This window comes from Xanthomonas sp. NCPPB 1826 (assembly GCF_056725285.1).
The window spans coordinates 2,748,967-2,773,990 of the sequence record NZ_CM161521.1 but is presented as its reverse complement, the minus strand read 5'-3'; the positions used below and the strand labels follow the sequence as shown (position 1 = coordinate 2,773,990).

Annotated in this window: 16 protein-coding genes, 5 tRNA genes and 2 pseudogenes; 12 read left to right on the top strand and 11 right to left on the bottom strand. The window is 65.3% G+C overall.

The genetic code is table 11. The features are described from left to right. Nucleotides 1-87: 87 nt before the first annotated feature. The gene (locus AC1PLA_RS11695) at nucleotides 88-849 is read right to left on the bottom strand and encodes a 3-hydroxybutyrate dehydrogenase (protein ID WP_481104576.1); all 762 of its coding nucleotides are present in this window, start codon (nucleotides 847-849) and stop codon (nucleotides 88-90) included. A gap of 82 nt (nucleotides 850-931) precedes the next feature. Between AC1PLA_RS11695 and AC1PLA_RS11690 the strand changes: the two genes are divergently transcribed. From AC1PLA_RS11690 to AC1PLA_RS11670, 5 genes are all read left to right on the top strand, one after another. After that, complete coding sequence (locus AC1PLA_RS11690; RefSeq protein ID WP_026064801.1) at nucleotides 932-1,594, top strand: CDP-alcohol phosphatidyltransferase family protein; 663 nt, start codon at nucleotides 932-934, stop codon at nucleotides 1,592-1,594. Nucleotides 1,595-1,648: 54 nt separating this feature from the next. Beyond that, a complete protein-coding gene (gene phaE, locus AC1PLA_RS11685) occupies nucleotides 1,649-2,818 on the top strand; it encodes a class III poly(R)-hydroxyalkanoic acid synthase subunit PhaE (RefSeq protein ID WP_481106194.1) in 1,170 nt (389 codons plus the stop codon). After that, nucleotides 2,815-3,891, top strand: a complete 1,077-nt coding sequence (locus tag AC1PLA_RS11680; protein WP_481104575.1) for a class III poly(R)-hydroxyalkanoic acid synthase subunit PhaC — start codon at nucleotides 2,815-2,817, stop codon at nucleotides 3,889-3,891. Before phaE ends, AC1PLA_RS11680 begins: the two co-directional genes overlap by 4 nt. Before the next feature lie 103 nt (nucleotides 3,892-3,994). Next, nucleotides 3,995-4,195, top strand: coding sequence for a PspC domain-containing protein (locus tag AC1PLA_RS11675; protein WP_016904409.1), 201 nt, complete (start codon nucleotides 3,995-3,997; stop codon nucleotides 4,193-4,195). 20 nt (nucleotides 4,196-4,215) lie between these two features. Further along, nucleotides 4,216-4,680, top strand: a complete 465-nt coding sequence (locus AC1PLA_RS11670; protein ID WP_481104574.1) for a hypothetical protein — start codon at nucleotides 4,216-4,218, stop codon at nucleotides 4,678-4,680. Here AC1PLA_RS11670 and AC1PLA_RS11665 read toward each other — a convergent pair. After that, a complete protein-coding gene (locus AC1PLA_RS11665; protein WP_481104573.1) occupies nucleotides 4,638-5,849 on the bottom strand; it encodes an NAD(P)/FAD-dependent oxidoreductase in 1,212 nt (403 codons plus the stop codon). The genes AC1PLA_RS11670 and AC1PLA_RS11665 overlap by 43 nt on opposite strands. Before the next feature lie 193 nt (nucleotides 5,850-6,042). Here AC1PLA_RS11665 and AC1PLA_RS11660 point away from each other — a divergent pair, with 193 nt between their 5' ends. Both AC1PLA_RS11660 and AC1PLA_RS11655 read left to right on the top strand, forming a co-directional pair. Further along, complete coding sequence (locus AC1PLA_RS11660; protein ID WP_016904406.1) at nucleotides 6,043-6,270, top strand: hypothetical protein; 228 nt, start codon at nucleotides 6,043-6,045, stop codon at nucleotides 6,268-6,270. 243 nt (nucleotides 6,271-6,513) lie between these two features. Continuing rightward, nucleotides 6,514-8,880, top strand: coding sequence for a Tex family protein (locus AC1PLA_RS11655; protein ID WP_047125291.1), 2,367 nt, complete (start codon nucleotides 6,514-6,516; stop codon nucleotides 8,878-8,880). Nucleotides 8,881-9,265: 385 nt separating this feature from the next. Here the strand turns inward: AC1PLA_RS11655 and AC1PLA_RS11650 are convergent. From AC1PLA_RS11650 to AC1PLA_RS11640, 3 genes and pseudogenes are all read right to left on the bottom strand, one after another. Next, a pseudogene (locus AC1PLA_RS11650) lies at nucleotides 9,266-12,247 on the bottom strand (PAS domain S-box protein); the annotation flags it as partial. 54 nt (nucleotides 12,248-12,301) lie between these two features. Beyond that, nucleotides 12,302-12,565: pseudogene (locus AC1PLA_RS11645) on the bottom strand (hybrid sensor histidine kinase/response regulator); the annotation flags it as partial. 675 nt (nucleotides 12,566-13,240) lie between these two features. Continuing rightward, nucleotides 13,241-13,621, bottom strand: coding sequence for a response regulator (locus tag AC1PLA_RS11640; protein ID WP_026064880.1), 381 nt, complete (start codon nucleotides 13,619-13,621; stop codon nucleotides 13,241-13,243). A 139-nt stretch (nucleotides 13,622-13,760) separates the two neighbouring features. Here AC1PLA_RS11640 and AC1PLA_RS11635 point away from each other — a divergent pair. After that, nucleotides 13,761-13,847: transfer RNA gene (locus AC1PLA_RS11635), tRNA-Leu, on the top strand. Nucleotides 13,848-14,197: 350 nt separating this feature from the next. Further along, complete coding sequence (locus AC1PLA_RS11630) at nucleotides 14,198-14,374, top strand: hypothetical protein (protein ID WP_481104572.1); 177 nt, start codon at nucleotides 14,198-14,200, stop codon at nucleotides 14,372-14,374. A gap of 203 nt (nucleotides 14,375-14,577) precedes the next feature. Here AC1PLA_RS11630 and AC1PLA_RS11625 read toward each other — a convergent pair. From AC1PLA_RS11625 to AC1PLA_RS11600, 6 genes are all read right to left on the bottom strand, one after another. After that, a tRNA-Glu gene (locus tag AC1PLA_RS11625) sits at nucleotides 14,578-14,653 on the bottom strand. Between the two features lie 48 nt (nucleotides 14,654-14,701). Beyond that, nucleotides 14,702-14,777, bottom strand: a tRNA-Ala gene (locus AC1PLA_RS11620). A gap of 503 nt (nucleotides 14,778-15,280) precedes the next feature. Further along, nucleotides 15,281-15,356: transfer RNA gene (locus AC1PLA_RS11615), tRNA-Glu, on the bottom strand. A gap of 45 nt (nucleotides 15,357-15,401) precedes the next feature. Further along, a tRNA-Ala gene (locus tag AC1PLA_RS11610) sits at nucleotides 15,402-15,477 on the bottom strand. A gap of 103 nt (nucleotides 15,478-15,580) precedes the next feature. Continuing rightward, nucleotides 15,581-16,042: a c-type cytochrome gene (locus AC1PLA_RS11605; RefSeq protein WP_026064881.1), complete on the bottom strand. Its 462-nt coding sequence runs from the start codon at nucleotides 16,040-16,042 to the stop codon at nucleotides 15,581-15,583. Between the two features lie 8 nt (nucleotides 16,043-16,050). Beyond that, nucleotides 16,051-16,443 carry a c-type cytochrome gene (locus tag AC1PLA_RS11600; RefSeq protein ID WP_046342823.1) on the bottom strand — a complete coding sequence of 131 codons (393 nt, stop codon included), beginning with the start codon at nucleotides 16,441-16,443 and terminating at the stop codon, nucleotides 16,051-16,053. Nucleotides 16,444-16,647: 204 nt separating this feature from the next. Here AC1PLA_RS11600 and AC1PLA_RS11595 point away from each other — a divergent pair, with 204 nt between their 5' ends. Genes AC1PLA_RS11595 through AC1PLA_RS11585 form a run of 3 tightly spaced genes read left to right on the top strand, consistent with a single transcriptional unit; the run spans nucleotide 16,648 to nucleotide 24,370 of the window. Then, on the top strand, nucleotides 16,648-17,781 hold the full coding sequence (locus AC1PLA_RS11595) for an efflux RND transporter periplasmic adaptor subunit (protein ID WP_039529911.1): 1,134 nt from the start codon (nucleotides 16,648-16,650) through the stop codon (nucleotides 17,779-17,781). After that, nucleotides 17,778-21,287, top strand: coding sequence for an efflux RND transporter permease subunit (locus AC1PLA_RS11590; protein ID WP_481104571.1), 3,510 nt, complete (start codon nucleotides 17,778-17,780; stop codon nucleotides 21,285-21,287). The genes AC1PLA_RS11595 and AC1PLA_RS11590 overlap by 4 nt, the downstream gene beginning before the upstream one ends. Further along, nucleotides 21,284-24,370 carry an efflux RND transporter permease subunit gene (locus AC1PLA_RS11585; RefSeq protein ID WP_481104570.1) on the top strand — a complete coding sequence of 1,029 codons (3,087 nt, stop codon included), beginning with the start codon at nucleotides 21,284-21,286 and terminating at the stop codon, nucleotides 24,368-24,370. The genes AC1PLA_RS11590 and AC1PLA_RS11585 overlap by 4 nt, the downstream gene beginning before the upstream one ends. Nucleotides 24,371-25,024: the final 654 nt, after the last annotated feature.

Here is a 25,024-nt window from a genome sequence, read left to right as displayed (position 1 = left end):
AATCCTGCGCAAGTCTGTGGACAACTGCGCGCGCGCCTTGCGGTGCAAGGCGGCCACGGAAGCTGGTGAAAATTTCGCCAGCCGTGCTCACTGCGCGGTCCAGCCGCCGTCGATGGCGATCGCCTGCCCGGTGATGTTGCGCGCGGCATGCGACATCAGGAACGCGACCGTGCCGGCGAGTTCGTCGTAGTCGATAAAGGCGCCCTTGGGCATCGGCTTGAGCATCACATCGCGGATCACCGCCTCTTCGGCAATGCCGCGCGTGCGCGCCTGGTCGGCGATCTGGCGCTCCACCAGCGGGGTGCGTACATAGCTCGGGCATAGCGTGTTGACGGTGATGTCGCAGTCGGCGGTTTCCAGTGCGATGACCTTGGCCAGGCCGACCAGGCCGTGCTTGGCGGCGACATACGCGCTCTTGTACGGGCTGGCGACCAGCGAGTGGATGCTGCCGATGTTGACGATGCGCCCGTAGCCGGCCGCGCGCATGCCGGGCAGGAGCGCGCGGCTGAGCCGTGCGGCGCCGGTCAGCATCACATCCACCAGCAAGGCCCAGCGCTGCATCGGGAAGTCTTCCAGCGCGGCAACCTGCTGCAGGCCGGCGTTGTTGACCAGCACCTGCGGCGCGCGCGTCACGCACGCCAAGGCCTGCGCGATGCCGTGGTCATCGGTCACGTCCAGCGCCAGTGCTTCGGCCGAGCTGCCGGTGTCGCGCAGGCGCTGCGCGGTGCGTTCGGCCGCCGCCAGATCCATATCGCTGACGATCAGATGGTGGCCGCCGGCGGCCAGCTCGGTGGCGATGCCGGCACCGATGCCGCTGCCTGCGCCGGTGATCAGGATGCTGCGCTTCATGCGGTCCTCGTCGTCGATCGTGCCCGGCCGGAGCGGCCATGCTGATTGCCAGCCTAGCCGATAGCGTGAAACGGTCGCCTGCATGGCGTGCGCGCGTTACCCTTTGCGCCTTGCTCCTCTCAGGTTCCGCATGAAACGCCATTTCTCGATGCTGCGCGATTTCCAACTCGCGGACTGGTTCACCCTGGCCAACGCCTTCTGCGGTACCGGCGCGGTGTTTGCGTCGATGCGCTTCCTGCAGGAAGGCCATCGCGGCGACCTGCTGTTGGGCATGGCGCTGATCCCGCTGGCGTTCGTGTTCGATGCGCTGGACGGGCATGTGGCGCGCTGGCGCAAGGCGTCCTCGACCCTGGGCCGCGAGCTGGATTCGCTGGCCGACGTGATCTCGTTCGGCGTAGCGCCGGCGGCGCTGGGCTATGCCTGCGGCATGCGCGGCGGCTGGGATTGGCTGGTGCTGAGCTATTTCGTCTGCTGCGGCGTCAGCCGGCTGGCGCGCTACAACGTGACTGCCGAAGAGATCGCCGGCGAGGCCGACAAGGTGCCGTACTTCGAAGGCACCCCGATTCCCACCAGCCTGCTGCTGGTGATCCTGCTGGCGGTCGCTGCCAGCAGCGGCCATATCGGCCAGACCTTGTGGTGGGGGCAGTGGCAGCTGGGGCCGTGGCAGTTCCACCCGTTGGTGCTGCTGTTTGCGGTGTCCGGCTCGCTGATGATCAGCAAGACGCTGCGCATCCCCAAACCCTGACCGGTACGGCCGGGCACACGCGGTAGGATGGCTGGTGGACAGTCACGGGAAGGGATCATGGCAACCAGCGGTTCGGACAACGGCAACTTCGAAGACAAGGCGCGCCAGTACTGGAGCGCCTGGGGAGATGCCATGCGCCACGGCCAGTCCGGCGCCGCTGCCCAGCCCGGTGCCGTTCCCGGGACGGGGCCGGGCAGCGACGCACCGCAGGATTGGCGCAAGGCGATGGACTGGTGGTCGCAGCTGCTGCCCACCCAGGCCGCACCGCAGGCGCAGGAGGCCATCGACCGCTTCCGTCATCAGGCCGGCGACTGGTTCGGCACCATGCAGCAGGTGGCCGCGCAGTTCGCCGGGCGCGACACCTCGGCCAACGAAGTCTCCGAAGCCTGGCGGCGCGCCGTGCAGGGGCAGGGCGAGCAGCTGATGCAGTGGACGCTGGGCTCGCTGCGTGGCGGCAGCCCGGGCGGCTTCGACCCGTGGCTGCAGGACGCCGCGCAGGCGCTGGCGAAGTGGCGGGAAGAAAACGCGCCCTGGCTGGACATGCCGGCATTCGGCGTGAGCCGCAATCACCAGGCACGCCTGCAGACGCTGGCCCGTGCGCAGCAGGAGTACCAGGCGCAATCGCAGGCCTATGGCGAACAACTCAAGTCGGCCATCGAGCAGGCGTTCGGCCGGTTCGCCTCCAAGCTGGGCGAGCACGAAAGCAGCGGCAGTCAGCTGACCAGTGCGCGTGCCTTGTTCGACCTGTGGATCGAGGCCGCCGAAGAGTCGTATGCCGACGTCGCATTGTCCGACCAGTTTCGCGAGGTGTACGGCGGCTTTGCCAATGCGCATATGCGCTTGCGCGCCGCGCTGCAGGAAGAAGTGGAACAGTTGAGCGAGCGTTTCGGGATGCCGACGCGTTCTGAGATGGACGCCGCGCACCGCCGCATCGCCGAGCTGGAACGTACGGTGCGGCGCATGCTGCGCACTGCGGCCAGCCCGGCCGGCAAGCCCGCTGCAGCGGCGGCTGACCCGGTTGCGCCGGCCACGGCCAAACGCGCGCCGGCATCCAGGGCGGACACTGCGCCCAAGCAGGCAGCGGCGACCAGCCCGGCCAGGAAATCGCCAGCGAAAGCCGCCACAGCCAAGAACACGAAGGCGTCCAAAAGCGCCGCCAGGCCATCGGCCGGCACAGCTTCCGGTAAGCCGGCCGCACGCAAGCCACGTGGAGCGCAGACATGAAAGGCCCGTTGGGATTCAGCGCCGAAGACCTGATGCAGGAAACCCTGTCGATGCAGCGCAAGCTGCGCGAGGGGCTCAAGCTGCTGCCCGGCGTGGAAGACGTGGATTACGGCGTGACCGAGCGCGAGGAAATCTGGCGCGATGGCAAGGTGGTGCTGTACCGCTTTGTCGGCGAGCAGGCGCCGGTGACCAGGACGCCGCTGCTGATCGTCTACGCGCTGGTCAACCGCCCCTACATGGTCGATCTGCAGGCCGACCGCTCGTTGGTCAAGGGCCTGCTGGGCCACGGCCAGGACGTCTACGTGCTGGATTGGGGCTACCCGGACCGCTCCGAGCGTTACCTCACGCTGGAGGACTATCTGCTGCGCTATATCGATGGCGCGGTGGATCACCTGCGCGCGCAGTCGGGGCTGGAGGCGGTCGATGTGCTCGGCATCTGCCAGGGCGGCACGTTTGCGCTGTGCTATGCGGCGCTGCAGCGGCCGAAGGTGCGCAACCTGATCACCATGGTCACGCCGGTGGATTTCCACACCCCCGACAACATGCTCTCCAACTGGGCGCGCATGGTCGATGTGGATCTGTTCGTGGACACCATGGGCAACGTGCCGGCGGATCTGATGAACGCCAGTTACCTGATGCTCAAGCCGTTCCGGCTGAATCTGCAGAAATACGTCGGCTTGCTCGACATCCTCGACGACAAGCAGGCGCTGGAAGATTTCCTGCGCATGGAAAAGTGGATCTTCGATTCGCCCGATCTGGCCGGCGAGGCCTTCCGTGAGTTCGTCACCCAGTTCTATCAGCGCAATGGGCTGGTGACCGGGCAGGTGCGCATCGGCGGGGAGGCGGTCGATCTGCAGGCAGTGGACATGCCGGTGCTCAACATCTACGCCGAACACGATCATCTGGTGCCGCCCGATGCCTCGCGTGCATTGCGCGGCCTGGTCGGCAGCGACGATTACACCGAGCTGAGTTTCCGCGGCGGGCATATCGGCATCTACGTCTCCGGACGTGCGCAGCGCGAGGTGCCGGTGGCGATCCACCGCTGGTTGCAGGAGCGTGGCGGCGACGCGTGATCCGGCTTCGGGTTGCGCTGTGCCTGCAGCGAACAGCCGCAGCCGTCACAAGGCGCAGTCGCTGCGGTTTTTAGACTGGGCAACACGTTCGAAGGAGCCTTCCATGGCCACGACCACCGCATTGTCCCGTTCCCTCAACGACCGCATGATCGCCGGCGTGGTCGGCGGCATCGCCCGCCGCTTCGGCTGGAGCTCCACGCTGTTGCGCGTTTTGTTCGTGATCGTGTCGATCGCCTCGGCCGCGTTCCCCGGCATCCTGGTCTATCTGATCCTGTGGCTGCTGATCCCCAACCAGGCCGACTGACGCCCGCCCGGCGCCGGTGGTTGTCCGTGCAGGTGCTGGGCGCGTTGTGGACGCTGCCCAATACCTTGCTCGGCCTTGCCATCGGTGCCGCCGGCAGCTGTTTCGGCGCGCGTCCGCGCTGGTCGGGGCAGGAACTGGCCGTGGTGTTCCATGCCTGGCCATGGGGACCGGGCGGGGCGATGACGCTGGGCAACGTGATCCTGCTCAAGGGCGCCTCGCTGGATCTGCAGTGCAGCACGTATGCGCATGCGGCCGGACGTTGTCAGCACCCGCCGGTGCGCCTGGGCGACCACGAACGTGCGCATGTCTACCAGTACATGCTGCTCGGCCCGCTGTTTTTGCCGGTGTATTTGCTGTGCGGCGGCATCCACGTACGCAATCCGCTGGAACGGGCCGCCGACGCATATGCGCTGCACGGCCACGGCTGGTGGCCGTGGGGACCTCAGCGCAACCGCGAGAAACCGAACAGGTCCGATAACGGGTGAGGCCTTCCTTCCAGTTGCGCGCGCAATAAGCCTGCGCCGATCGCGCTGTAGGTGATGCCGTTGCCGCCGTACGCCATCGCGAACGAGACCCGCGGCCCATGTTGCGGATGCGGCCCAAAGAACGGCAGTCCATCGGCGGTTTCGGCGAAGGTCCCGCCCCAGGCGAACACCGGGCGCAGGCTGATGTCCGGCATCGTCTGGTGGATCTTCTTCAGCAGCGTCTTCAGCTTGCGCATGACACGCGCGTCGCGACGTGCGGGCAGATCGATGTTGTCGTCTTCGCCGCCGGCCACCACGCGTCCATCCGGCGTGCTGCGCAGGTAGAGATAGGGACGCGCGGTTTCCCACATCATGGTGTGCTTGAGCGCGCCCATCTCGCCGTCGTGCAGCGGATCGGTCACGAATGCGTAGCTGCTGCGGTTGCGTGCCACGCGCTGCGACAGCCACTGCTGGTTCGCGTAGCCTGCGGCCATGATGACGTGCCGGGCGCGCAGCGTGACTCCGTCGCGGGTGCGCAACGCGACATGCCGGTCGTTGGGTTTGATCGTGGCAATCGTAGTGCGGTCGTAGATGCGCGCGCCGTATTGCTCGCCTTCTGCAAACAGGCGGTAGCACAGCCGATACGGATCGACGCTGGCGGCCAGGCGGCTCAGGATCGCGCCTTCCGAGCGTACGCCGTAGTTGTGCCACAACGGCGCGCGCTCGATCCATTCGACCGGAAGAGTGTGGGTTTTTCGCACCTGCAGTTCGCTGCGTAGGTCGTCGAGATCCCGCGACCGGCTGGCGTAGTACAGGCTGTCCTGACGGCTGAAGTCGCAGCCGCCCAGCGTATTGCAAAGGCCTTGCAGGTCGAGGATGGCTTGTGCGCACGCAGTGTATGCCAGCGCGGCCGCCGGCATGCCGTAGTGCTTGGCCAACTCGATCATTGGTGTGTCGATTTCGTACTGCAGCAAGGCGGTGCTGGCCGAAGTACTGCCCCAGCCGATCTCGCGCTGCTCGAGCACCACCACCTCGTGCCCGTGCTTGAGCAGCTCGTGCGCGATCAGGGCGGCGGTGACCCCGCCACCGACGATGGCCACCTCGCAATCGGTATCGCGCTCCAGACGCGGATAGGCACGCATCAATCCGTTGCGGATCGACCAGAACGGGTAACCACTTTTGAGGTCCATGCAGTGTCGTACGTGCGAGCGGAGCGCAATTGGACCGGCAGGCCGGGTGAAGCGGTTGTGCAGACAGGCGAGGGGATCCCGCCGTCACCAAACCGCAAACAGCCGGCGTTAACGTGCGTGGAAAGCTCCTCACGGCACGGTCGTTATGCTCGCGCCACTAACGTAGTCACAGTTGTTAAAAGAGGGTGTGGGCATGTCGATCGTTCTGTACGTCGGTGGCAGCAAAGATGGCGACAAGGGAGTTGTGCCTTATGGGTTCAGCAAGTCGCGCGCGATGACCGACGCCGGCCCGGAGATCTATGTCGAGCGCATGGTGCCGTTGAAGGACGTCGGCAAGATCCGCGTGATGGCGCTGGAATCGCTGCACGAAAGCATTCTGGTCGAGCGCGCGGCTACGCATTACGCAGGTCGCGCCAGCTAAGCGCAGCCAAACGGACGATTGCGCTCACTGTCAGTGGGCGCCAAGTGCCACTGCTGCAGGTATCACAACGGTACTTCAGCTCTTTCGCACCCTCTGTAACCACCTGACGATCGCCCGCTAGCGCTCGTCAGCCGTCAAAGGACGCGCCGGCATAGGGTTATGGCGATCCTGTCAACGGGTTCCCGCGGCGGGCCAGCACTGCGAAAATGCTTTTTTCAGTGAAGCGGCTCCGGCCGCGCCGCCATGCACGACAGCCAGCTTGCCCAGCAGATCGCTCGCACCATCGCCGACGAGATCGGTGCCCAACCCGCCCAGGCGCGCGCCGCCATCGCCCTTCTCGACGAAGGCGCCAGCGTTCCGTTCATTGCGCGCTACCGCAAGGAAGTCACCGGCGGGCTGGACGACACCCAACTGCGCAATCTGGAAACGCGCCTGACCTATCTGCGCGAGCTGGAAGAGCGCCGCGCGGCGATCCTGTCCAGCATCGGCGAGCAGGGCAAACTCAGCGACGAATTGCGCGCCGAGATCGTGGCGGCCGACAGCAAGTCGCGGCTGGAAGACCTGTACCTGCCTTACAAGCCCAAGCGCCGCACGCGTGCGCAGATTGCGCGCGAAGCCGGTCTGGAGCCGCTGGCCGATGGCCTGCTGGCCGACCCGAACCAGGCGCCGGAAGTCGCTGCTGCGGCGTACATCGATGCAGAGAAGGGCGTGGCCGATATCAAGGCAGCGCTGGAGGGCGCACGCGCCATCCTGATGGAGCGCTGGGGCGAAGATGCCGCCCTGGTGGGCGAGCTGCGCAGCTGGTTGAACGACAACGGCGTGATTCGCGCGCGCGTTGCCGAGGGCAAGGAAGAGGCCGGTGCCAAGTACCGCGATTACTTCGATCATGCCGAATCGCTGTCCAAGATTCCCTCGCACCGCTTGCTGGCGCTGTTTCGTGCGCGCCGCGAGGAGTTCCTGTACCTGGATCTGGAGCCGGGCAACGATGCCGAGGCCGGCCATCAGTACGCCGAGGGCCGTGTGGCGCGCAATGCCGGCATCTCCAACCAGAACCGTCCGGCCGATCGCTGGTTGCTGGATGCCTGCCGGCTGACCTGGCGCGCCAAGCTGCACATGCATCTGCTGCTGGACCTGTTCAACCAGGCGCGCGAAAAGGCCGAGGCCGAGGCGATCGCCGTGTTCGGCGACAACCTCAAGGACCTGATGCTGGCCGCACCGGCCGGCCCGCGCGTGGTGCTGGGGCTCGACCCCGGTATCCGCACCGGCTGCAAGATCGCCGTGGTCGATGCCACCGGCAAGCTGGTGGCCACCGAGACGATCTACCCGCATGAGCCCAAGCGGCAATGGGAGCAGTCGCTGCAGACGATCAAGAAGCTGTGCATGCAGCACAACGTGGAGCTGATTGCGATAGGCAATGGCACCGCCAGCCGCGAGACCGACAAGCTCGCCGGTGAGGCGATCGCGCTGTGCGGGGCGAGCAAGCTGCAGAAGATCGTGGTCAGCGAAGCCGGTGCGTCGGTGTATTCGGCGTCCGAGTTTGCTGCCAAGGAGTTCCCCAATCTGGACGTGTCGCTGCGCGGTGCGGTGTCGATTGCGCGGCGCCTGCAGGATCCGCTGGCCGAGCTGGTCAAGATCGAGCCCAAGGCGATCGGCGTGGGCCAGTACCAGCACGACGTGGACCAGTATCGGTTGGCCAAGGCGCTGGAGGCGCGCGTGGAAGACTGCGTCAATGCGGTCGGTGTGTACGTCAATACCGCGTCGGCGGCGCTGCTGTCGCGCGTATCCGGGCTGTCGAGCACGGTGGCGGAAAACATCGTGCGCCATCGCGACGACAATGGGCCGTTCAAGCGCCGCAAGGACCTGCTCAAGGTGCCGCGTCTGGGCGACAAGACCTTCGAACAATGCGCCGGTTTCCTGCGCATCGCCGATGGCGACGAGCCGCTGGATGTGTCGGCGGTGCATCCGGAAGCCTATCCGGTGGTCGAGCGCATCGTCGGCAGCACCGGCAAGCCGATCAAGGCCTTGCTGGGCGATGGCAGCTTCCTGCGTGGACTCAAGCCGGAGCTGTTCACCGACGAGCAGTTCGGTGTACCGACCGTGCGCGACATCCTCAAGGAGCTGGAAAAACCCGGCCGCGATCCGCGCCCCGAGTTCAAGGCGGCACAGTTCGCCGAAGGCATCGAGGACATCAAGCACCTCAAGCCGGGCATGGTGCTCGAAGGCGTGGTCAGCAACGTGGCCGCATTCGGTGCGTTCGTCGATATCGGCGTGCATCAGGATGGCCTGGTGCACATCTCCGCGTTGTCGGACACCTTCGTCAAGGATCCGCGCGATGTGGTCAAGGCCGGCGACATCGTCAAGGTCAAGGTGCTGGAAGTGGACGTGGCGCGCAAACGCATCGCACTGACCTGCCGTCTGTCCGATACGCCACCGCCGGCCGATGCCGCAGCCCAGTCGCGCGATCAGCGCGGCAATGGCGGCACGGGGCAGGGCCGGCGCGATGGTGGCGGTGGGCGTGGCCCGGCGCAGGGCAACAGCAAGCCGCGTACCACTGCGCCGCCGGCCGACAACGCGCTAGCCGCGGCATTCGCACGCGCCAAGCGCGGCTGAGCCAGCGTGCCCGGCGGCTGCCCTGGCGTGGCTGGGCAGTGTAGATAGACCCGCTCGCGAGGCGGCGGGTCCGCTGCTGCGATTGGATCGCTATTGGAGCGGTTGATCTGCAATGCCGCTGCGGGGATCTTGCTCTCCGGCCATCGCGATGCCATGTGCAGAGAAATTGTTCGAAAGGCGGCTGATCTGAGGCCTTGGTGCAGGGCCCTTGCCCGCCCACCATCGCAGGACACGCCGCAAGTACGTCCTTGTAGGCTCTTACGCGGCATCCATGCCGCGTAAGGTCCCGCGACGGTGGGCGGGCAAGGACCTGTCGGGATGGTCGGTGAGTTTGTTGCAAACAGCAGTCGGTTGACCACGCTGTTTTATTGCGTTCCAGGCGATCTCACGCCTCGCTGCGTACCGCGCGTGTCGGCAAGATCAGGCGTTCGATCAGGTCGACCAGGCCGGGTGGTTCCACCGGCTTGCCCATATGAGCATCGAATCCGGCGACTACTGCGCGGTCGCGGTCTTCTTCGCGTACATAGGCGGTGAGGGCGATCGCGGGGATGTGCCGCGGCAGGTCGGCGCGGCCGGAGCGCACGGTGCGGATCAAGTCGTAGCCGTCGCGCACCGGCATGGCGATATCGCTGACCAGCACGTCGAAGGGAGTCTCTGCCAGGCATTGTTCGGCCGCTTCCACCGAGCCGGCCGCCTGCACCTGCGCGCCGGCAAGCATCAGGAACTGCACTACCGCCTCGCGCGAATCCTGGTCGTCGTCGACCAGCAGCAGGCGCACGCCATCCAGGCGCCCGAGACAATCACTCGGCAGCGGACCGACCTGCAGCGACCCGGCCGACGCGGGACGCAGATCGCTGACCCCGTGCTGGAACGGCAACACGATGGTGAAGGTCGACCCCTTGCCTTCGCCGGCACTGGAGGCACCCAGGCTGCCGCCGTGCAGATCGACCAACTGGCGCGAGATCGACAAGCCCAGCCCCAGCCCGCCCACGCGCCGCGTGGTGCCGGCATCGGCCTGGCGAAAGCGGTCGAACACATGCGGCAGGAACTCGGCCGCAATCCCGATGCCGGTGTCCTGCACGCACAGTCGCAGCCGGTCGTCCTCGATGTCCAGCGCCACCCGCACCGTTCCGCCGGGTGAGGTGAACTTGAGCGCATTGCTGAGCAGGTTGGACAGCACCTGCTGCAGCCGCCCGGCATCGCCGAAGAACCACAACTCGGCTTCGCCGGGTGCATCCAGTTCCAGTGCGATGTCGCGCGCCAGTGCAGAGGGTTGCATCAACTCCACCGTGCTGCGCATCAGTCCTGCGATATCGAAGTGCTCTGCCTGCAGGCGGATTTTGCCGGACAGGATCGCGCTCATGTCGAGCAGGTCGTCGATGATCTGCGTCTGCGCACGCGCACTGCGTTCGATGATGATCAGCCCCTTGCCCAGATTGGCCGGCTCGAACACCTCCGACTGCATCAGCCGCGACCAGCCCAGGATGGCATTGAGCGGCGTGCGCAATTCGTGGCTGAGCGTGGCCAGGAACTCGTCCTTGACCCGGCTGGCATGCTCGGCCTGGCTGCGTGCGACGGTCTCGGCCTGCAGCGATTGCTTGAGCTTGGCATCCACGCGCGTGCGCTCGATGACGATGCCGGCCAGATGCGATGCAGAGCGCGCCATCGCCTGTTCACGCAGCGAGGGCAGGTGGACGCGGTCGTAGTAGATGTTGAGCGTGCCCAGCACCTGCCCATTGCTATCCAGGATGGGCGTCACGCAGCAGGCAACGATGCCCAGCGCCGCCGAAATCGCGTGGTGGTCGCTGAAGCTGGGGTCGGCCTGGATGTCCTCGCAGATCACCTGCTGCCCGAGATAGGCCGAGCGCGCGCACGGCGGCCCGTTCGGTCCGATCGGCGAGGCTTCGAAATGCCCGCGGTACTCGACCGGAAAATGTGGCGCCGAGCCGAAGCTCAGCGTCTTGCGTACGTCATCCAGCACCATCACTGCGCAATACAGCGCAATGTCGCCACGCGCTTCCACGCTCGCTGCGATGGCGTCCAGCACCACCGGCAGCGGTGCGCCGGTGGTGATCAGGCTCAGGATGGCGCGATCGGAGGCGGTTTCATCCTCGATCAGCTTGCGTTCGGAGATATCGGTCAGCGAGCCGATATGGCCGAGAAAGCGTCCGTCGCTGGCGAAGTGCGGCGACGCGGTATCGATGCACCAACGGTATTGCCCGTCGTGACGACGCACGCGGTACTCGGCCAGGAACTCGCCTCGCTGCTCCAAGGCTTGGCCGAATGCGTGGCGCACGCGTTCGGCATCGTCCGGATGCATCACATCCCACCAGCCCTGATCCATGGCCTGGTCTTCGGCCTGCCCGGTGAAGTGATACCAGCGCGGATTCCAGTACACGCAGTCGCCCTGCGCATCGGCCATCCAGATCATGGCCGGCACCGTTTCGCACAAAGCGCGGAAGCGCACTTCGCTTTCGCGCAGCTGTTGCTCGAACGCACGGCGGTCATGAATATCGGTGTAGGTGCCGATCCACTCGCTGATGCTGCCGTCGTCCCCGCGCACGGGCAGGGCACGCGCCAGGTGCCAGCGCCGCTGGCCATCGTGGCGTTGCAGCTCGCACTCCATCTCGTAGGCGCGCTCGCCCTCGATGGCCAACACCCAGGCCTGCGCGGACAGCTGCAGGCCATCGGCGGTGTGTGCCTGATGCCACGCGGTAGTCTGGTGGTCGGCAGGATCCAGTCCGGTGTATTCGTACCAGCGCCGGTTGAAGTAATGCGGCTCGCCCTCCGGGTCGGCAATGAAGATGATCTGTGGCAGCGTGTCGGCCAGTCGGCGCAGCCGCGCCTCGTTGGCGGCCAGTTGCTGCTGCGCCTTGGCGCGTTGCATGGATTCCCAACAGCGCGCCGCAACCAGGCGGACCAGCTCGATCTCGGTGGACAGCCAGCGCCGCGGTGCGCGCTGATGCACGCCGATGGCCGCGACCAGACGCCCGTGTTTGTGCAGCGGAATCGCCAGCGATGCGCGCAGGCCGGAGCGTCGGTACTGCTGCGCCACATAGTCCGGCGCACCGGGCGCCATCGCATCGGTGGTGAACCAGGGGCGGTTTTCCAGCAAGGCGTCGCGCAGGCCCTGCGCCACTTCCAGCGGAAAATCGCCCTGCAGGCTAGGCATGTCCTGCACATGGTCGCTGATCACGTGCATGGTTCTGCCGTCGGCCGCTGCCAGGCCGAACGCGCAGCGATTGACCTGCAGATGCTCGCCCAGCAAGCGCACGCTTGTATCGATGATCTGACGCGGATCGGAAACGTTTTGCAGCGCGTCTTCGAGCATCAGCAGGAAACTGTCGCGACTTGCCATGCTGCGTTGCTGGGTGACATCGAATCCGTGCACCAGGATCGCGTCAATGCGGCCGTCGCGCTCGCGCATCGGCTGATACAGGAAATCCACGAAGGTCTGATCGAGCGCATTGCCGGGCGTGCGCTGCAGATAGGCGGACATTGACTCGCCGATGAAGGGACGGCCGCTGCGTCGAACCTCATCGAGCAGCTCAAGATAGCCCTGGTCAGCAACTTCGGGCATCGCCTCGAGCAAGGGGCGGCCAATCAACGGACGCTGGCCGACCAGCTCGTGGAAACGTTGGTTCGCGCTTTCGATGATGTAGCCGGGTCCACGCAGCACCGCCATGAAGGCCGGCGACTGGTCGAGCGAAGGCGACACCGCTGCGGGCGCGGACTCGCGACGGGGCGGCCCTGCAGCAGGGGCGGGCGTGCCGGCGACATACAGCATGCCCAGAGGTTTGCCGGCCTGCAGCACCGGGCTGCAGGACCACGCCGATAGCATCAAAGCTGCACGCGCATCGGCATCGCTGTGGTTGGCTTCAACGCTGTCTGCAAGTTCCCCCAATGGCTGGCCGAATGCTGCCGGGTGGCGTTCGCCCAACAGCGCGATGCAGGCATCGTTGTAGATGCAGCGTGACTGCTCGCCCCAGACCAGCAGCATCGGCACCTGTGCATGCAGGCACAGCGAAAGCGTCGTGCGCAGCGCTGGGCTGTCGCGCAGCAGCGGGTCAGCGGCCCATGCGGACGACGCCAGCAACAGCCCGGCTGTCTCGCACGTCTCCGGCAACAGACCGGCAAACGGCGACACGGCGATATCCATTGGTGACCTGCCCATCATGCCTGGATGCACGATTCTAGTGGCAAGCGGGCCGTGATCGAGGGGATGTGGCAGCCGGCGCGACCGCGCGAGGGGTCTACGTTAAGCGCGGCGGGCGGGCGGTCTGCAGGTGTGGCTGACGGTGAAGAGCGTTGAAGACTGGCCGCGCATACATGCGGGCGACGCACCCGCTTGTGCTGTTGCTCAGCTGGCGGCGCCGCTCAGCTGCCGTGCCCTGGACAGCGCGCTGATCAGTTCGTCTGACAAATAGGGCTTGGTCAGGATCACGCCGCGCTCGAAGCCGCTGGGGATGGTGCCACTGGCAACACCGGTCGCCAGCACGAACGGAATCCCGAGCTCCGACAACAGCCGCGCGACCGGCTCACTGGTCTCGCCATTGCCAAGACGGTAGTCGAGCACTGCGATCTCCGGCGCATCGGCCTGGATCAGGGTCAGCGCTTGCGCAACTTCCCCAACCGGACCCAGCACGACCGCGCCAGCCTGGACGAGCTGCAGATCGAGCAGCATGGCATTCATCTGGTCGTTCTCGACCACCAGCACCCGAACTCCACGCAACACCGACATTGCTTACTCCTTCACCTAAGTCGGCCAGTATATCGACACTGCTCCAATGCAGCGCTGGCGCCACTGCTTGCACCTGAATTCGTCAGGCGCGTTCTGACACTGTTCGTTTCATGCGCAAGTCGCTATACTGCGCGGCCACGCCGAAGTGGCGGAATCGGTAGACGCAGCGGATTCAAAATCCGCCGCCCTTAAAAGCGTGTGGGTTCGAGTCCCACCTTCGGCACCAGGATGTAGCGGTACGAGCAAAGCCCTTCTGGCGACGGTCAGAGGGGCTTTTCTTTTGTGCGCTCGATAATCGTCGGAACCTGCGAATGTTGGCGGCTGTTGCCCCCGTCGCGCCGAGCAGCATTGCGGTCAGAAACAGAGCGATTTGTCGTCGACGTGGTGCAGCAGTTGGTGCGGCATCGTCATCTTTCTTCGCCGTATGGCGGCGTGTTCAATTACCGCGCATCGATGATGCGTGGTCGCTGAAAATTCCGGCGAGATGAGCGTGCATTGACGCCAGGCGCCTGCAGGCACGCAACCATCACGCGCGATGCGTACCTTGGAAAGCTCTTTTCAAGCAGGTGGCTTCCCATGGATTTCGATTCTTCGCAGCAACTGCGCATCTTGCGCGACATCCATGGCACCACGCCGGTTGCCGACGAAGAGGCCAACTGGGCAGTGCGTGCCGGCTATGCAACACAGGCCGAAGACGGAGACATCGATCTCACTCACGAAGGCCGCAAGGCGCTGGATGTTGGCCAGACCTGATCCGTCGTTGTGCGGATTTGTTCGACTCGCAAGCAAGTTAAGTGTGCCGTCGAGTGAGCGCGTTCCACAGTCGATCCGCGCGTGTTTGGATGCAGTGGCGCGATGCGCGCGTATCGTGCCGCCACCGACTGCATGCGGTGGAGCAGGGCGCCCTGAATTCCAGGCAAAAAAAAGCCCCGGCAGTGCCGAGGCTTTCAGATGATTGGCGTCCCCACGGGGATTCGAACCCCGGTGTCCACCGTGAAAGGGTGGTGTCCTAGGCCTCTAGACGATGGGGACGCGTATCAAAACCTTGTTGTAGATTCCAGACGGCCTATGTCGGGAATTTGGTGGAGCCAGGCGGGATCGAACCGCCGACCTCCTGCATGCCATGCAGGCGCTCTCCCAGCTGAGCTATGGCCCCACGATGCTGCGAGCCGGCAATCATAGCGACATCGATGGCACTTGGGAAGTGGTGTGCGCAAAAAAGTTTGCGCGACGGATTCGCCAGTGGCGGGGACCAATGTGGCGCGTGCCTTTGCGAGCGCTTGATAAGTGCCCACGTCGCAAACTGATCGACCTAGATGTCGTCTGCATGCACGAGTGTCTGGTTGCGTAAGGTGTGGCGATGCAGTGGCCGTGGCAGCTTTTGCACGTCGGTCATATGCAACAGTCTGCGCACAACATTCGATCCGCATCGCAACATCCCGCGTTTGCTTGCACCGGCATACGCGTAACCGTGCCGGCAGCTGCAGCAGGTGAGGTGCAAAGCTCCAGGACGCACTACGTTGATGCGGAGCTGTTGCATCATCGATATCGACAGATGACACGCCACACCACGAGCACCGCGTGCAGATAACCGCGCACGCAATCGATGCTGAAAAACACGCAAAAAAAGCCCCGGCAGTGCCGGGGCTTTCAGATGATTGGCGTCCCCACGGGGATTCGAACCCCGGTGTCCACCGTGAAAGGGTGGTGTCCTAGGCCTCTAGACGATGGGGACGCGTATCAAAACCTGAGTTGTCACCCTGACGGCCTAAGCCAGGAGTGGTGGAGCCAGGCGGGATCGAACCGCCGACCTCCTGCATGCCATGCAGGCGCTCTCCCAGCTGAGCTATGGCCCCACGAAACTGAGAACGAAATGATAGCGGCCTGTTAATGTTCGCGCAAGTGCTTTTTCATTTCGCATGAGACGCAGCGTGCGCGGGCACGCTGTGCGTCTGCAACTCAGTTGACGCCGTGCAGGTCGCGCAGTTGCGTCTGCCGTGCGCCGAAGTAGGCGGCCAGGTCGGCAATGTCCTGATCGCTCAGTGCAGTGGCCTGCGCCGTCATCAACGGGTGCTGGCGATCGCCGCTGCGGTAGGCCTGCAAGGCGTGCGCAAGATAATCGCCGTACTGGCCGCCGAGCTTGGGATAGCTGGGGTCGATAGGGGCGTTGCCGTCGGCGCCATGGCAATCGATGCAGCTCTGGCCGGTGGCCTTGCCTTTCGCGTGCGCCAGTTTGTCGCCGGCGTCGGCGCGCCCGGCCGGCAGGCCGGCAGACGAGCCGGAGCCATGTTCGCCGCTGGCGTGGCCGGCATCGCCTGCAGAATGATCGGTGGACTCGACCTGGGATTGGGAGCAGGCCGCCAACATCAGGGCAGCGACCAGGGCGATGGCTAGACGCGGAGCGTGCAGGGCGTTCGGCATGTGGGCGCTTATTTGAGGGTGGACAGGTAGGCGGAGATATCGGCGATGTCCTGCTCGGAAAAGCTCTGCGCCTGCGCTTGCATGGTGGGATGCTTGCGTTTGCCCTGGCGGTACTCGGTCAGCGCCTGGGTCAGATACTGGCTGGACTGGCCGCCGATCTTGGGCACGCGATAACTGGGGTAGGCGTTCTTGTAGCCGGTGACGCCGTGGCAGCCCTGGCAGGTATAGGCCAGCAAGCGGCCGTTGGACGGATTGCCGGTGGGCGCTGCGGGTGTGGCCACTGCCGCGGCGGGCGCAGGCGTGGCGGGTGCGGCTGGCGTGACTGACGGTGTCGCTGATGCGCCCCCAAACGGCAGGAAGACGACCAGAGCGAGACAAGCGGCGAGCGGCTGCGGGCGCATGGTTTCGTATCCGGAAGACTGATTGAACGTCCGCACGTGGGGGCGTGGCGGAACCGGTCCGAGTATGCCTGCGATTTGGCGCCGCGCAAACGGGGTGAATACGCGAACTTGAACAGACCATGACCTTTGGCGCATTGGCGACATGATCGTTCGGGTGGTCTACTTGCCTACAACACCTGTTCACGCATCCACTAGGACACGACGATGTCGCCACTCTCCTTCCTGCCCGGCCGCAGCGGAACCTGCGCCGCTGCATTGTTGATCACCACGAGCCTGTTGCTGGGCGGCTGCAAGGCGGGAGATGGCGAGGCCAAGGCCGCCGAGGAGAAGAAAACCGTCGATGCGGTACCGGTGGAAATTGCCAAGGCCGCACGCCGTGCGGTGGCGGCCAGCTATACCGGCACCGCCGCCCTGGAGCCGCGTGCCGAAGCGCAGGTGGTGGCCAAGACCTCCGGCGTGGCATTGGCGGTGATGGTGGAAGAGGGCCAGAAGGTGTCCGCGGGTCAGGCCCTGGTTCGCCTGGATCCGGACCGTGCGCATCTGGCGGTGGCGCAAAGCGAAGCGCAGCTGCGCAAACTGGAGAACAGTTACCGCCGTGCCACCCAGTTGGTGGGGCAGCAGCTGGTCAGTGCCGCCGATGTCGACCAGCTCAAGTTCGATGTCGAAAACAGCCGCGCGCAGCATCGCCTGGCATCGCTGGAGCTGTCCTACACCACGGTGCAGGCGCCGATTTCCGGGGTGATCGCCTCGCGCTCGATCAAGACCGGCAACTTCGTGCAGATCAATACGCCGATCTTCCGCATCGTCGACGATTCGCAGCTGGAAGCCACGCTCAACGTGCCCGAGCGCGAACTCGCCACGCTCAAATCCGGCCAGCCGGTGACCTTGCTGGCCGATGCCTTGCCCGGTCAGCAGTTCATCGGCAAGGTCGACCGCATTGCGCCGGTGGTGGATTCGGGCAGCGGCACCTTCCGGGTGATCTGTGCGTTCGGCCAGGGCGCCGAAGCGTTGCAGCCGGGCATGTTCGGGCGCATCCGCATCGACTACGACCAGCGCAAGGACGCGTTGGTGATTCCGCGCCTGGCGCTGCTGGACGATGGCGAGCCGGCGGTGTTCGTGGTGCGTAATGGCAAGGCCAGCCGGGTGCCGGTGAAACTCGGTTATGCCGAAGGTCCGTGGCTGGAAGTGCGGCAAGGGCTGAAGGAAGGTGACCAGGTGGTGACCGCCGGCAAGGTGGCGCTGCGCGATGGCACTGCGGTGCAGGTCATCGGCCAGCCCGACCGCAAGCCGGTTGCGGCGGCGGCACCGGCAGCCGGCAGCGACGGGAAACGCTCATGAGCGATCACGGCAACCCGCACGCACCCGTGCACGACCCGCATGTCCCCTTGCCTGGCGGCGGCGGTCTGGTGGCCTTCGCCACGCGGCGGCGGGTGACCATCGCGATGATCACCGTGACCATGCTGCTGTTCGGGCTGATCGCGTTGCGCAGTCTCAAGGTCAACCTGTTGCCGGACCTGAGCTACCCCACGCTGACCGTGCGCACCGAATACACTGGCGCGGCGCCAGCGGAAATCGAAACGCTGGTGACCGAGCCGGTGGAAGAAGCGGTCGGCGTGGTCAAGAACCTGCGCAAGCTCAAGTCGATCTCGCGCACCGGGCAGAGCGACGTGGTGCTGGAGTTCGCCTGGGGCACCAACATGGACCAGGCCAGCCTGGAAGTGCGCGACAAGATGGAGGCCCTGTCGCTGCCGCTGGAAACCAAGCCGCCGGTGCTGCTGCGCTTCAATCCATCCACTGAGCCGATCATGCGGCTGGCGCTGTCGCCCAAACAGGCGCCGGCCTCCGACAACGACGCGATCCGCCAGCTCACCGGGCTGCGTCGCTACGCCGATGAAGATCTGAAAAAGAAACTTGAACCGGTGGCCGGCGTGGCCGCGGTCAAGGTCGGCGGCGGGCTGGAAGACGAGATCCAGGTCGATATCGATCAGCAGAAACTGGCGCAGCTCAACCTGCCGATCGACAACGTGATCACCCGGCTCAAGGAGGAGAACGTCAATATCTCCGGCGGCCGGCTGGAAGAAGGCTCGCAGCGGTATCTGGTGCGCACGGTCAACCAGTTCGTGGATCTGGACGAGATCCGCAACATGCTGGTGACCACGCAAAGCAGCAGCGGCAGCGCCGCGGAAGCGGCGATGCAGCAGATGTATGCGATTGCCGCGTCCACCGGGTCGCAGGCGGCATTGGCGGCGGCGGCCGAGGTGCAGAGCACCTCGTCGGCGTCCAGCAGCACCATCGCCGGCGGCATGCCGGTGCGATTGAAGGATGTGGCCGAGGTGCGCCAGGGCTACAAGGAACGCGAGGCGATCATCCGCCTGGGCGGCAAGGAAGCGGTGGAGCTGGCGATCTACAAGGAAGGCGATGCCAATACCGTGTCCACCGCCGCGGCGCTGCGCAAGCGGCTGGAGCAGTTGAAGGCGACCGTGCCCGGCGATGTGGAGATCACCACCATCGAGGACCAGTCGCACTTCATCGAGCACGCGATCAGCGACGTCAAGAAGGATGCGGTGATCGGCGGCGTGCTGGCGATCCTGATCATCTTCCTGTTCCTGCGCGATGGCTGGAGCACCTTCGTGATCAGCCTGTCGTTGCCGGTGTCGATCATCACCACGTTCTTCTTCATGGGCCAGTTGGGCCTGAGCCTCAACGTGATGTCGCTGGGCGGGCTGGCACTGGCCACCGGGCTGGTGGTGGACGATTCGATTGTGGTGCTGGAAAGCATCGCCAAGGCGCGCGAGCGTGGCCTAAGCGTGCTGGATGCGGCAATCGCCGGCACCCGCGAAGTCAGCATGGCGGTGATGGCATCCACGTTGACCACGATCGCGGTGTTCCTGCCGCTGGTGTTCGTCGAGGGCATCGCCGGGCAGTTGTTCCGCGACCAGGCGCTGACCGTGGCGATCGCGATCGCGATCTCGTTGGTGGTGTCGATGACGCTGATCCCGATGCTGAGTTCGCTCAAGGGCGCGCCGCCGATGGCATTCCCGGACGAGCCCAGCCATCCGCAGTGGCAGCCGCAGCAGCGCTGGCTCAAGCCGGTGGCTGCCGGTCGGCGCGGGGCCGGCGCGAGCGTGCGCTACGCGTTCTTCGCGGTGGCGTGGGCGGTGGTCAAGCTGTGGCGCGGCATCGCACGGGTGGTGTCGCCGGTGATGCGCAAGGCCAGCGGCTTGGCGATGGCGCCGTATGGCCGCGCCGAGCGTGGTTATCTGGCGATGCTACCGGCGGCATTGCGGCGGCCCGGCCTGGTGCTGGGACTGGCGGCCGCCGCATTTATCGGCACCGTGTTGCTGGTGCCGATGCTGGGTGCAGATTTGATTCCGCAGCTGGCGCAGGACCGCTTCGAAATGACGGTGAAGCTGCCTTCCGGCACGCCGCTGGCGCAGACCGACGCCCTAGTGCGCGAGTTGCAGCTGGCGCACGACAAGGACCCGGGCATCGCCTCGTTGTATGGGGTGAGCGGCAGCGGTACGCGGCTGGATGCCAACCCCACCGAGAGCGGCGAGAACATCGGCAAGCTCACCGTGGTGATGGCCGGCGGCGGCAGCCCGGAAGTGGAAGCGGCGGCCACCAGGCGACTACGCAGCAGCATGGTGGACCATCCGGGAGCGCAGGTGGATTTTGCACGGCCAGCATTGTTCAGTTTTTCCACGCCGCTGGAAGTGGAGCTGCGCGGGCAGGATCTGGGCGAGCTGGAACGTGCCGGGCAGAAGCTGGCGGCGATGCTGCGGGCCAATGGCCATTACGCCGACGTCAAGTCGACGGTGGAAGAGGGCTTCCCGGAAATCCAGATCCGTTTCGATCAGGAACGCGCCGCTGCGTTGGGCCTGACCACCCGCCAGATCGCCGATGTGATCGTCAAGAAGGTGCGCGGCGATGTGGCCACGCGCTACAGCTTTCGCGATCGCAAGATCGATGTGCTGGTGCGTGCGCAACACAGCGACCGCGCCAGTGTGGATGCGATCCGGCAGCTGATCGTCAACCCGGGCAGCAGCCGGCCGGTGCGTCTGGCGGCGGTGGCCGAGGTGGTGGCAACGACCGGGCCGAGCGAGATCCATCGCGCCGATCAGACCCGCGTGGCGATCGTCTCGGCCAGCCTGCATGACATGGATCTGGGCGGCGCGGTGCGCGAGGTCGAGTCGATGGTGCGCAACGATCCGCTGGCCGCCGGCGTGGGCATGCATATCGGCGGGCAGGGCGAGGAACTCGCGCAATCGGTGAAGTCGCTGTTGTTTGCCTTCGGTCTGGCGATCTTTCTGGTCTATCTGGTGATGGCCTCGCAGTTCGAATCGCTGCTGCATCCGTTCGTCATCCTGTTCACCATTCCGCTGGCGATGGTCGGCGCGGTGCTGGCCTTGCTGATGACCGGCAAGCCGGTGTCGGTGGTGGTGTTCATCGGCTTGATCCTGCTGGTGGGGCTGGTGACCAAGAACGCGATCATCCTGATCGACAAGGTCAACCAACTGCGCGAGGAAGGCGTGCCCAAGCGCGAGGCCTTGATCGAAGGTGCGCGTTCGCGCTTGCGGCCGATCGTGATGACCACGCTGTGCACCTTGTTCGGCTTCCTGCCGTTGGCGGTGGCGATGGGCGAGGGCGCCGAGGTGCGCGCGCCGATGGCGATCACCGTGATCGGTGGGTTGCTGGTGTCCACGCTGCTGACCCTGCTGGTGATCCCGGTGGTGTACGACCTGCTGGACCGTCGCGCCGATGCATACTACCTGGAGCGTGGCCGGCGCACGGCCGGCCAACGTGCGCAGGCGACCGGTAACTCCGACGGGCTGGAGGCGCTATGAGCGTTGCCGCCTTCAGCATCCGTCGGCCGGTCACCACCATCATGTGCTTCGTCTCGCTGGTGGTGGTGGGGCTGATTGCCGCGTTCCGGCTGCCGCTGGAAGCGCTGCCGGACATTTCCGCACCGTTCCTGTTCGTGCAACTGCCGTACACCGGCTCCACCCCGGACGAGGTGGAACGCAACCTGGTGCGGCCGGCCGAAGAGGCGCTGGCGACGATGACCGGCATCAAGCGCATGCGCTCGACCGCCACCGCCGATGGCGCCAACATCTTCATCGAGTTTTCCGATTGGGACCGCGACATCGCCATCGCCGCATCGGATGCGCGCGAGCGGCTGGATGCCATCCGCGACGATTTTCCGGAAGATCTGCAGCGCTTCCACATCTACAAATGGTCCAGCAGCGACGAACCGGTGCTGAAGGTACGCCTGGCCAGCCAGACCGATCTGACCGGCGCGTACGACATGCTCGACCGTGAGTTCAAGCGGCGCATCGAACGGATTCCCGGCGTGGCCAAGGTGGAGATCTCCGGCGCACCGCCGAACGAAGTGGAGATTGCCATCGCGCCGGATCGGCTCACCGCGCACGACCTCAGCCTCAATGATTTGAGCGAGCGACTGGGCAAGCTCAATTTTTCGGTGTCGGCAGGCCAGATCGACGACAACGGCCAGCGCATTCGGGTACAGCCGATCGGCGAATTGCGCGACCTGCAGGAACTGCGCGACTTGGTGCTCAATGCCAAGGGGCTGCGGTTGGCCGATATCGCGCAGGTGCGGCTGAAGCCGACGCGGATGAATTACGGCCGCCGCCTGGATGGGCGCCCGGCGATCGGGCTGGACATCTACAAGGAGCGCAGCGCCAACCTGGTGGATGTGTCCAAGGCGGCGTTGAAGGAGGTCGAGGACATCCGCGCCGAACCTGCGATGCGCGATGTGCAGATCAAGGTGATCGACAACCAGGGCAAGGCGGTGACCTCGTCGCTGGCGGAACTGGCAGAAGCCGGCGCGGTGGGCCTGTTGTTATCGATCACGGTGCTGTTCTTCTTCCTGCGCCACTGGCCATCGACGCTGATGGTGACGCTGGCGATTCCGATCTGCTTTGCGATCACGCTGGGCTTCATGTACTTCGTCGGCGTCACGCTCAACATCCTGACCATGATGGGCCTGCTGCTGGCGGTCGGCATGCTGGTCGACAACGCGGTGGTGGTGGTGGAAAGCATCTACCAGGAACGCGAGCGCATGCCCGGTCAACCGCAGCTGGCGGCCCTGCTCGGCACGCGCAGCGTGGCGATCGCGCTCAGCGCCGGCACCTTGTGCCATTGCATTGTGTTCGTACCAAACCTGTTCGGCGAGACCAACAACATCAGCATCTTCATGGCGCAGATCGCGATCACCATTTCGGTGTCGCTGCTGGCCTCGTGGCTGGTGGCGATCAGCCTGATTCCGATGTTGTCGGCGCGCATGAAGACGCCGCCGATGGTGAGCTCCGAGCGCGGCGTGATCGCGCGGCTGCAGCGCCGTTATGCCAAGGTGCTGGCATGGACGCTGGCCCATCGCGGCTGGAGCGTGGCCGGCATCGTGTTGGTCAGTGCGATCAGCCTGGTGCCGATGAAGTTGACCAAGGTCGACATGTTCGGCGGCGATGGCGGCAACGAGGCTTTCATCCAGTATCAGTGGAAAGGCTCGTACACGCATGAGCAGATGGGGGAGGAAGTGGGGCGGGTCGAGCGTTACCTGCAAGCCAATCGCGACAAGTACCACATCACCCAGATCTATTCGTGGTTCAGCGAAGCGGAAGGCGGCAGCACCACCGTGACTTTCGACGCAGGCAAGGTCAAGGAGCTGCCGGCGTTGCTGGAACAGATCCGCAAGGCCTTGCCGCGCTCGGCGCGTGCGGACTACAGCATCGGCAACCAAGGCGATGGCGGCAGCGGCAATCAAGGCGTGCAGGTGCAGTTGGTCGGCGATTCGACCCAGGCCTTGCAGGCCCTGGCCGACGATGTGATCCCGCTGCTGGCGCAGCGCAAGGAATTGCGCGACGTGCATGTGGACACTGGCGACCGCACCAGCGAGTTGGCGATCCGGGTCGATCGCGAGCGTGCGGCGGCCTTCGGGTTCAGTGCCGAGCAGGTGGCAAGTTTCGTCGGTCTGGCGTTGCGTGGCACGCCGTTGCGCGAGTTCCGCCGCGGCGACAACGAGGTGCCGGTGTGGGTGCGCTTTGCCGGCGCCGAACAGAGCAAGCCGGAAGACTTGGCCAGCTTCACGGTGCGTACCAAGGATGGCCGCAGCGTGCCGTTGCTCAGTCTGGTCGATGTGCAGATTCGCCCGGCCGCCACCCAGATCGGCCGCACCAATCGCCAGACCACGCTGACCATCAAGGCCAATCTGGCCAGCAAGGTCACCGTGCCGGAAGCACGCGCGGCAATGGAAAAGCCGCTCAAGGCGATGAATTTCCCCGCCGGCTACAGCTATACCTTCGACGGCGGCGATTACCAGGACGACGGCGAAGCGATGGGCCAGATGGTGTTCAACCTGGTGATCGCGCTGGTGATGATCTACGTGGTGATGGCGGCGGTGTTCGAATCGCTGCTGTTTCCTGCGGCGATCATGAGCGGCGTGGTGTTTTCGATCTTCGGGGTGTTCTGGCTGTTCTGGATCACCGGCACCTCGTTCGGGATCATGTCCTTCATCGGTATCCTGGTGTTGATGGGCGTGGTGGTGAACAACGGCATCGTGATGATCGAGCACATCAACAACCTGCGCCGCCGCGGCATGGGCCGCACCCAAGCCTTGATCGAAGGCTCACGCGAGCGCTTGCGGCCGATCATGATGACGATGGGCACCGCCATCCTGGCGATGGTGCCGATCTCGCTGACCAGCACCACGATGTTCAGCGACGGCCCGCCGTACTTCCCGATGGCCCGCGCGATCGCCGGCGGACTGGCGTTCTCGACGGTGGTGAGTCTGCTGTTCCTGCCGACGATCTACGCAATTCTCGATGACATGAGCAACGGCGCAGCCGCGCTGGTACGACGTGCGCGCGGCGTGCCGAAGACGCCGCCGACAAGCGTTGCGCTGGAATCGTGAGCCGCCAACCCTGCTGAAGTTTTCCCGGCGTAAGGCATTCACCAGCGCGCTGAGGCCCTGAGTGACAAGGCGCAAAGCCCCTCTCCGGTCGGGGCGAGGAGGCACGGCTTGCGCGCCAAGGGCGCGCGTGCCTTGGAGCGCCCGCGCCGCAAGCGTGGGCCGGGGCGCGGAGCGAGGGGTTGGGGTGAGGGTACGGGTTTCTCCGCGTACCACCCGCCCGTCAGTCACTGGCTTCGGTGAGGGCGACAGCGCGCCCGCGGACTGGCTCCTCGGCTCGGTCAGACATCCTGTCTGACTCGCCGCCGCGGCACATCCCTGTGCCGCTCTCCGCCAATCCCCGGCCACGCTGCCGCCTCGGCGAGTCGTTTCCGTGACGTTGAGCGACGAAAAAAGGCTGCCAATTCAGTGGTCGATTTTGGCGCGAGCCAATCATCCGCCAAGGTCGCCGCACGTCTTCTGGACCTTCGACTTCGTAGCTCTCAGACAAACCGCCCAGATGCCAACTACTCAGAAGTGCACGGTTTCCATCGCTCTCAATCCGCCGCCTTCAAGAAGGAGGCGAAGAGGCCTCTGCCCCAATAGCCGAGGCAACGATCGAAACCTAGGTCGAGCATGCCCTGCGGCAATTGTTGCTCTCCGTTCCGGCAACACAGG